Genomic DNA, 2,698 nt, shown 5'->3' on the forward strand with positions numbered 1-2,698 from the left:
GGCCTGGCGCGCGCATTCCTCGGGCGTCTGGAACAGCGGCCCCATGTCGACGTCGAAGCCCAGGTCGGCGAAGGCCGTGGCCACCACCTTGGCGCCGCGGTCGTGCCCGTCCTGGCCCAGCTTGGAGATCATCACGCGCGGGCGGCGGCCCTGTTCCTCGGCGAAGGCGTTGATTTCGGTCTTGAGGGTTTCCCAGCCTTCGGCCGAGTCGTAGGCAGCTGCGTACACACCGGTCACCTTTTGCGTGTCGGCCCGATGGCGGCCGAATGATTTTTCGAGCGCGTCGGAAATCTCGCCGACCGTGGCGCGCGCGCGCACCGCGTCGATGCTCAGCGCCAGCAGGTTGCCGGTGCCGTTTTCGGCAGCCTCGGTGAGCGCATCGAGCGCCGCCTGCACCTTCGCAGTGTCGCGCGAGGCGCGGATCTTCTGCAGCCGCGCCACCTGCTGGTCGCGCACCATCACGTTGTCGATGGAGAGGCTGTCGATCGCGTCTTCGTTCTTGAGCTTGTACTTGTTGACGCCGACGATCACGTCCTTGCCCGAATCGATGCGCGCCTGCTTCTCGGCGGCGGCGGCCTCGATCTTGAGCTTGGCCCAACCGCTGTCCACGGCCTTGGTCATGCCGCCCATCGCCTCGACCTCCTCGATGATGGCCCAGGCCGCGTCGGCCATGTCCTGCGTGAGCTTCTCCATCATGTAGCTGCCAGCCCAGGGGTCGACCACATTCGTGATGTGCGTCTCTTCCTGGATGATGAGCTGCGTGTTGCGCGCGATGCGGGCGCTGAACTCGGTAGGCAGCGCAATCGCTTCGTCGAGCGCGTTGGTGTGCAGGCTCTGCGTGCCGCCGAACACCGCGGCCATGGCCTCGATGGTGGTGCGCACGATGTTGTTGTACGGGTCCTGCTCGGTCAGGCTCCAGCCCGAGGTCTGGCAGTGCGTGCGCAGCATCAGGCTCTTGGGGTTCCTGGGGTTGAACTCCTTCATGATGCGGCACCACAAGAGGCGCGCTGCGCGCATCTTGGCCACTTCGAGATAGAAGTTCATGCCGATGGCCCAGAAGAAGCTCAGGCGCCCGGCAAAGCCGTCGACGTCCAGGCCCTTGGCCAGCGCGGTCTTCACGTACTCCTTGCCGTCGGCCAGCGTGAAGGCCAGCTCCAGCGCCTGGTTGGCGCCGGCTTCCTGCATGTGGTAGCCGCTGATCGAGATCGAGTTGAACTTGGGCATCTTCTGCGCCGTGTACTCGATGATGTCGCCGATGATCCGCATGCTCGGCGCGGGCGGGAAGATGTAGGTGTTGCGGACCATGAACTCCTTGAGGATGTCGTTCTGGATGGTTCCGCTCAACTGGTCCTGGCTCACGCCCTGCTCTTCCGCCGCGACCACGTAGCCCGCGAGCACCGGCAGCACGGCGCCGTTCATCGTCATGGACACGCTCACCTTGTCGAGCGGGATCTGGTCGAACAGGATCTTCATGTCCTCGACCGAATCGATGGCCACGCCGGCCTTGCCGACGTCGCCGGTCACGCGCGGATGGTCGCTGTCGTAGCCGCGGTGGGTGGCCAGGTCGAAGGCCACGCTCACGCCCTGCCCGCCGGCGGCCAGCGCCTTGCGGTAGAAGGCGTTCGATTCCTCGGCGGTCGAGAAGCCCGCGTACTGGCGGATCGTCCAGGGCCGCACCGCGTACATGGTGGCCTGCGGGCCGCGCAGGTAGGGCTCGAAGCCGGGCAGCGTGTCGGTGTACTTGAGGCCCTGCAGGTCGGCCGCGGTATAGAGCGGCTTCACGGTGATGCCGTCCGGCGTGAGCCAGTTGAGCGCGCCCAGGTCGCCGCCCGGTGCCGACTTGGCGGCGGCCTTGGCCCAGTCGTCGAGGTTGGCCGGCTTGAAGGTGGGTTCGGGTTTGCTGCTCATGAGGGGGCTTTTCGCAGTGTCTTGCAGGGTAGTCGCAAATTCGCCTGCAAGGGATTTGCAAGCCGGCCGCGAGTCTAACCGATCCGTAATTATTAATTCAAACCCGTTTTTGCGGTACAGTCCGCCCCATGTCCGCCCTCACCCTCACCCCGCGCGCCCTCTATGAAGAAGTGGCCGAACTGCTGCGCCAGCGGATCTTCCGCCGCGAGCTCGAGCCGGGCAGCTGGATCGACGAACTCAAGCTGGCCGAGGAATACGGCATCAGCCGCACGCCGCTGCGCGAAGCCCTGAAGGTGCTGGCCGCCGAAGGCCTGGTCACCATGAAGGTGCGGCGCGGCGCCTACGTCACCGAGGTGTCCGAGCAGGACCTGGCGGACGTCTACCACCTGCTCTCGCTGCTGGAAAGCGATGCGGCCGGCGTGGTGGCCGAGCGCGCCAGCGAGGCCCAGCGCGCGGAGCTGAAGGCGCTGCATGCCGAACTCGAAGCGGCAGGCGCCCCCGGCAAGGAAGACCGCGAGCATTTCTTCGCGGTCAACGAGCGCTTCCACATGTGCCTTCTGGCCATTGCGAACAACAAGTGGCGCGACCAGATGGTGGCCGACCTGCGCAAGGTGATGAAGCTCAACCGCCACAACTCGCTGCTGAAGGCGGGGCGCATCGCCGAATCGCTCGCGGAGCACCGGTCGGTGATGGCGGCGATCGAGGCGCGGGATGCCGCGGCGGCGATGGCGCGGATGCGCGAACACTTCACCAACGGCCTGGAAGCCGCGAATTAGGCTCTCCCCCAGTC

2 protein-coding genes are annotated in these 2,698 nt (G+C 66.1%); one reads left to right on the forward strand and one right to left on the reverse strand.

Features of this window, described 5'->3' with window-relative positions; genetic code table 11:
• The coding region (scpA, locus tag AC1DOC_RS28370; protein WP_478130988.1) for a methylmalonyl-CoA mutase at positions 1 to 1,908 on the reverse strand (1,908 nt) is incomplete at its 3' end.
• A gap of 128 nt (positions 1,909 to 2,036) precedes the next feature.
• Here scpA and AC1DOC_RS28375 point away from each other — a divergent pair.
• Positions 2,037 to 2,684: a GntR family transcriptional regulator gene (locus AC1DOC_RS28375; RefSeq protein WP_012747247.1), complete on the forward strand. Its 648-nt coding sequence runs from the start codon at positions 2,037 to 2,039 to the stop codon at positions 2,682 to 2,684.
• Positions 2,685 to 2,698: the final 14 nt, after the last annotated feature.

The sequence above is a fragment of the Variovorax sp. 01T439_2 genome, assembly GCF_056398445.1.